This window comes from Streptomyces sp. NPDC001941 (assembly GCF_040296945.1).
GTDB lineage: Bacteria > Actinomycetota > Actinomycetes > Streptomycetales > Streptomycetaceae > Streptomyces.
Window position 1 is genome coordinate 1 of record NZ_JBEOYE010000196.1, and the last position, 5,910, is coordinate 5,910.

Below are 5,910 nucleotides of genomic sequence, written 5' to 3' on the forward strand. Positions count from 1 at the left end.
GGACCGCCGCCGCCCGTGACGCCGGCGCCGTCGGTGAGCGGGGCGACCCCGGCGCCGGCGGGGGCCTGCGCGGCGAAGGAGGCGCCGAGTCCGCCCGGGTCGCCGACGGAGCCGGTGGCGCCCGCGTGGACTCCCAGGCCGGAGAGGTCGAGGTCCCGGGTGGAGACGCCGTCGCCGCCACCGCCACCGCCGGGGGCGTTCGGGCCGTCGTGGGAGCCGAGCCCGCGCAGTTCGTCGAGGAGGTCCGTACGGTCCTGGTTCGCCTGCGAGTTGAGCCCGTCCAGGTCGACCGTACGGGTGTGGCCCTGCGGGTCGGTGACGGTGGTGACGCCGGTGTCCGGGTCGATGCTCTGGCTGCTGCCGTCGGGGAAGGTGGTCTTCAGGTGCCCGTTGTCCAGGACCGTGCTCGACCCGTCCGGGTTCGCCACCTTCGCGCCGTGGGTGAGGTCGGTCGTCGTGGTGGAGCCGTCGGGGTGGGTGGTGACGAGCGTCCCGTTGTCCGGGTTGAACACCGAGGTGCTGCCGTCGGGGAAGGTGGTGGTGAAGCCGTTGTCGCCCGCCACCACGTGTCCGCCGGTCGGGGTCGCGAGGCCGTGCCCGCTGTTGAGGTCGCCGAGGTGGCCCAGGTCGCCGGTGGTCTCCGTGGGCAGGTCGGGGTTGAGGTCGGGGAGCCCGTCCAGGCCGTTCTTGTGGTTGAGGTCCCCGAGGTTGCCCAGGTTCTGGGTGGTGGTCCTGCCGTCGGGGTCGGTGGAGGTGACCTGGCCGGTTGAGGGGTCCGCGACCTGGCGGGAGCCGTCGGGGAAGGTGGTGGTCAGCTTGCCGTCGTCACCGAGGGAGGTGACCGACCCGTCCGGGTTGGTCAGCCGGGTGCCGTTGCCCAGGTCCTGCGTGGTGACGCTGCCGTCGGGGTGGGTCGTCGTGACCACGCCGGTCTTCGGGTCGAAGCTGGTCGAGCTGCCGTCGGGGAAGTCGGTGGTGAGCTTGTCGGAGTCCAGCCGGGTGGAGCCGCCGGTCGGGGTGTCCACGGAGCCGTGCGAGCCGTTGAGGTCGCCGATGCTGCCGAGGTTCTTGGTGATCTCGTCGTTGAGGGCGTCGTTGTTCTTGCTGTTCGGCCCACCGGGCGCGTTGGCGTTGCCACCGGGGTTGAGCCCGAGGGGGCTGCCCAGGTTGGTGGTGACCGGGGGCGGCTGGGTGCCGTCGTTGCCGCCCTGCTGGTTCAGGCCCTTGAGGTCTCCCAGGCTCTCGGTCACCGGCTTGTCGCCGAGCAGCTTGTTGATGTCGAGGTCCTGGTTCTTCGGGGAGTTGGGGTCGTTCAGGCCCCCGAGGCTCTCGGTGACGGCCTTCTGCTGGGCCTCGGCCTCCTTCTTGGCCTCCTCCTGCTCGCGCTTCTGCTCGTCGCGCAACTCCTCCGCGTACTTCTTGTCCTCGTCCCGCTGCTCGTTCTGCTCCTTGCGCAGGTCGTCCTGGAGCTTCTTGTCCTCCTCGCGCTGGGCCTTCTGCTCGGCGCGCAGCTCCTCCTGGTACTTCTTGTCCTCTTCGCGCTGCTCCTCCTGCTCCTTGCGGAGCTCCTCCTGGTACTTCTTGTCCTCCTCCCGCTGCTTCTCCTGCTCCTTGCGCAGCTCCTCCTGGTACTTCTTGTTCTCCTCGTTCTGCTTCTTGATCTCGTCCTGTTCCTCCTTGGCCTTCTTCTTCTCGTACTCGTCCGACGCCGTGCTGGTGGACTTGGGCTTGGGCACGTTGTCGGAGAAGTCGGCGCCCAGGTCGACGAAGTGGTTGTTCAGCGCCGCCTGCACCTTGGCGGCGGGGCCGCCCAGGTGCTCGTCCACGGCCTGCGTCCACATCCTGGCGGCCTTGTCGCCGACCTTGGCCCAGTTGGCGATGTCGGTGAGGTCGCCGTACTCGGGGTGCACCTGGGTGAATTCGCCCTTGGGGCTGTGGCTGACGGTCGTGGTGTAGCGGGTGGTGGTCGACTTGATGTCCGTCTGGGTGACGTTGTGCTGGTCCACCCAGATCGCGAGGTCGTCGAGGACGTACCGCAGGACGCGGTGCGGGTCGTAGTAGGGCGAGTTGGCCCACTCCAGCCAGGCCTTCAGCAGGTCCCTGGCCGCGTCCTCCATGTACTTCTTGCCCAGGGACAGGGCGCGGGAGTAGACGGTCTTGCCCGTGCCGTCGCCCTCGCTGGGCTTGGAGTTGAAGGTCTCGACGTAACTGTCGTAGTTCTCGCGGATCTTCTTGATGAGGCTGCGGAAGACGTCGGCGGCCTCGCCCTTCCAGCTGGCGTCGTCGCGGCCGAACCGGTCCTCCCAGTCCTTGAGGACCGGTGCCTGCTCGGTGAAGAAGGCGGCGGCGAAGTCGAAGGACTCGCCGGTGGTGGTGAAGGAGCCGAGGTCGACGATGTCGGGGCCCGGCACGCCGAGGCTGCTGAAGCGGGCGTGCTCGGTGGTGCCGCTGTCGAGGAGTTCGAGGAGCGCCTTGCGCGGCCCGTTCATGTACTGGGCGAGCGTCTTGGTGCTCATCTTGTCCTTGTTGTAGTCCGTGAAGTCGTTCCCCTCGCGGACCTGGGCGTTGCGGACGTCGTCCGTGGTGCCCGGGGAGTCGAAGATGATCTCGTCGCCGGACTTCACGCGGCCCTCGAAGACGATGCGGGCCTGCATGATGGAGCGCTTCTTGCCGCTGTCGAAGAACCAGATGTCGTAGTCCTCGCCCTTGTTCGTCAGGAAGCCGGAGTCCTTGACGAGCAGGCTGAGGCTGCGCTCCTTGATGTCCATCCGGAAGAGCTTGCCGCCGTGGTCGGAGCGGAGCGTGTCGAAGACCTTGGAGCGGTCCGGCATGGGGTAGCCCGTGATGTGCTTGACCAGGGTGGCCCAGCGGTCCTCGCCCGGGTCGGCGTTGTCGTTGAACGACGTGACGTTGTCGACGGACTTGGGGTCGTACCGGTCGGCCACCGGGGGTCCTTTCTGGTCGGATCTCGTCCGGCCGGGCGCACCTCCTGGTGGTGCCAGCTCGCGGCCGGGCGCGGGTCACACGGGCGCGGGCCGGGCCCGCGGGCGGGTCAGGACTTCTTCTCTTCCGTTCCGCCGCTGGTGAGGGCGTCCACCTCGTCGAAGGTCTGGAGGAGCGTCTCCGCCTCGATCGCGTCGAGGTTCTTGTTCTTCGTCTTGTTGGCCTCCTCGATCGTCTCCGTGAGCGCTTCCTTCATCTCCTTGAAGAGCTTCATCTGGTCGACGAGGAGCTTGTCGAGGGTCGTGGCGGCCGTCTTCACGTTCTCGATCAGCTTGGGGGCGGAGACGAGGGGGTCGGTGACCATCTTGCCCAGGCGCAGGAGCTGCTTGTCCTGGGCGAGGTTGCCCTCGGTGACGTGGCCGTCGAGGAGTTCGTGGAGTGGTTTGACGTGGACCTTGTCGCTGCCTTCGCGGTGGAGCTTCGCCTGGTCGTGGACGGGTTGCACCTCGTGGTCGCGGAAGTTCTCCATCTGCTTGAGGTCGAAGTGCTTGACGTCGGCCTTGTCTTCGGCCACGGGAGGTCCTCCTGCGGTTGGGGGATGGTTCCACGGGGGCGGGGTGGCGGCGCCGCGCGTGTGCCGGCCGGGCACTCCCGCGTACGGGTGGCGCCCGGCCGGCGGCCCCGGATGCCGGGTGGGCGCGCGGGACGCCGGGGGTCCGCTCCGCGCCCGTACGGCGGGTCCGGACCCCGGTCGGGTCCTAGCGGGCGCGCACGCTGCCCCAGTTGTCGGCGCTCTTGCGCTCGTCACGGGAGTGGTTGTCGTGGATGCTCTGGATCAGCTCACCGCTGTCACCGAGGAGCAGCGCCATGTTCTTGGTGGCCTGGTCCCACTCGATCTGGACCTGGCGGTACATCTCCTGGTCGTCACCCTCCCAGGAGCTGATGAGCGGCTTCAGCTCGTCCTCGAGGTTGTTGAGCGTGTTGATGATCTGCTGCGTCTGGTCCTTCAGCTCCTCGATCGCGTTGCGGACCGTGGCGTACTGGACATCGATGATGCCGTCGGCCATGACGGCTCCTCTCCTGCGGCCGGGCGCGGTGCGGCCCGGGTGGGGGGTGACGGGTCAGCGCAGCGCTTCGAAGACGCCCTGGCTGGTCTTGCTGTTGAGGACCTCGGTGAGGTCCTGGTTCTCCTTGGCCAGGCGGTTGGCCGACGTCACGTTCTCCTGGAGCGCGTCGACCATCTTGCTGATCTGCACGACGACCTTCTGCGCCTCGCCGTTCCAGCTGCGGAACAGCTTCAGCAGGGCCTGGCCCTCGTCGCCTCCGACACCCGAACGCGCCGCGATCTCGGCCACGTTGTTCTGGATCTTCTCGACCGCGCTGCGGGCCGACTCCAGGGAGGAGACGCCTCCCAAGCCCTTGGCATAGTCCGCTTTCCTCGCGGCAGTGTCCGCCATGTCGCGCTTCCTTCCTTCAGGCGTGTGCTGTTGCGCTGTTGCCCGCTGAGGCTAAAGAGAACCTCGTGTTCCGCGCAACGCGTGTGGGGAAGATTTGAGCATAGGACAGTTCACCATCGGCCCTGCGCGGCAATGGAGTTGAGGAAGAGTTTCGGTCCGGTGAACCCTGCGTCCCGGCACAAGGCCGCGACTGGCCCGCGTACGAGCGAAACGGGCGGGAAACCGGCGCCCGGAACGGCCAAACAGGCGCGCCCGATGCCCGTTTGGGACCGTGCGGGCAGAACTGGGCCCGCATCCCCGGAATCAATACCACGTGATTTCCCCGGAACAATGCGCGTCGGCGAATGTCTGAGGTTCCCCTGAGGTTTCTCCCTCCGGGTGCACCCGCCGATTCCCTTATGGGCAACGGGTGTTTCCCTCCGCGCGCGGACCTGATTCCCTTCCGGTACGCGCGCGGGGGCACGGCCGGGTCAGGGCGACGCGTCGGTCCGGGCCGCCCCGTCCTTCCCCTCCTGCTCCTTGTCCTCCGTGCCGCAGCGCGGGGCCGTGATACTGGGCTGCGCGGCGCCGGTGGCGGCGACCGGGTCCAGGTCCGCCCCGGTCGGCAGGGCCGCGAGCAGGGGCGCAGGTACGGACCCGACGTCCCCGGTCCCGTAACCGAGCGCCGCCAGCGCGTCCTTGGCCGGAACCCGGTACTTCACGCCGTTCTCCGCGACCAGGTACGTGGTGCCCGCGTGGGCGGCGCCGCTCGCGTTCAGGGCCCTGACCAGGGCGCCGCGTCCGGGTCGTACCACCACCGCGTCCGTACGCACGCACGCGCGGGCGAGCGGCGGCGCGGCGCCCTCCGGCTCCACGACCGGGTGCAGCCCGGCCAGCGGCGCCAGGACCGAGCGGATGCGGGTGCCGCCGTCGTCGCCCTCCACCTGCGCGCACAGGGCGCTGCCGCGGGGCGTGGCCTGGGGCGTCGGGGGCGCGTCGGGCAGCTCGCCCGTCGCGGCGGCGGGCGCGGCCTTCGCCCGGTGCGTGCGCAGGACGTCGGCGCCGACGACGCGGGCCTTGGGCGAGCCGCCCTGGTAGGCGTCCTTCTGGGTGGCCGGGTCCCCCAGCACGAGGGCCGCTCCCAGGCGGGTCAGCGGGGTCAGGCCGTCCTTGAGGAGCAGGTGGTAGGTGCTGCCGCCGCCGGGCACGCTGACCGTGAACAGCTGGCCGATCCGGCTCTCGGCGCCGTCGATCACCGGGCCGCGCTGGCCGCGTCCCGCGACGGCGGGCGGCTTCAGGGCGGGTCCGGGGGCCAGCGCGTCGAGGAAGGCCGCGGAGACGGGCATGGGCTTCTGGGATCCGTACCCGAGGGCGTTGCGGGCGTCGGACGCCTTGTCCAGCGGGAGCCTGCTGCCCCGCCACACCAGGTACTCGGCGCGGTCGGGGCCGGCCACGAGCACGGCCTTGTCGCCGCCGACGCCCCGGGAGTCCAGCGGGGCGCCCGCGACGACGGCGGTGGCGCCGGGCCGGT

Annotated in this window: 5 protein-coding genes; all 5 read right to left on the reverse strand. The window is 69.7% G+C overall.

Features of this window, described 5'->3' with window-relative positions; genetic code table 11:
• Positions 1 to 2,945: AAWKG family protein (locus ABT160_RS46085; RefSeq protein ID WP_351656160.1), on the reverse strand; the 2,945-nt coding region annotated here is incomplete at its 3' end.
• 107 nt (positions 2,946 to 3,052) lie between these two features.
• Entirely contained in the window at positions 3,053 to 3,517 is a 465-nt protein-coding gene (locus tag ABT160_RS46090; RefSeq protein WP_351656162.1) for a type VII secretion system-associated protein, read from the reverse strand.
• Positions 3,518 to 3,701: 184 nt separating this feature from the next.
• Positions 3,702 to 4,010, reverse strand: a complete 309-nt coding sequence (locus ABT160_RS46095; RefSeq protein ID WP_351656164.1) for a WXG100 family type VII secretion target — start codon at positions 4,008 to 4,010, stop codon at positions 3,702 to 3,704.
• A gap of 54 nt (positions 4,011 to 4,064) precedes the next feature.
• A complete protein-coding gene (locus tag ABT160_RS46100; protein ID WP_351656167.1) occupies positions 4,065 to 4,400 on the reverse strand; it encodes a hypothetical protein in 336 nt (111 codons plus the stop codon).
• A 470-nt stretch (positions 4,401 to 4,870) separates the two neighbouring features.
• Positions 4,871 to 5,910: type VII secretion protein EccB (eccB, locus tag ABT160_RS46105; protein ID WP_351656170.1), on the reverse strand; the 1,040-nt coding region annotated here is incomplete at its 5' end.

Bases quoted from the DNA above. Each gene is read 5' to 3' on its own strand.
- ABT160_RS46100 (WP_351656167.1), bottom strand. From the start codon at position 4,400: ATGGCGGACACTGCCGCGAGGAAAGCGGACTATGCCAAGGGCTTGGGA.
- ABT160_RS46095 (WP_351656164.1), bottom strand. From the start codon at position 4,010: ATGGCCGACGGCATCATCGATGTCCAGTACGCCACGGTCCGCAACGCG.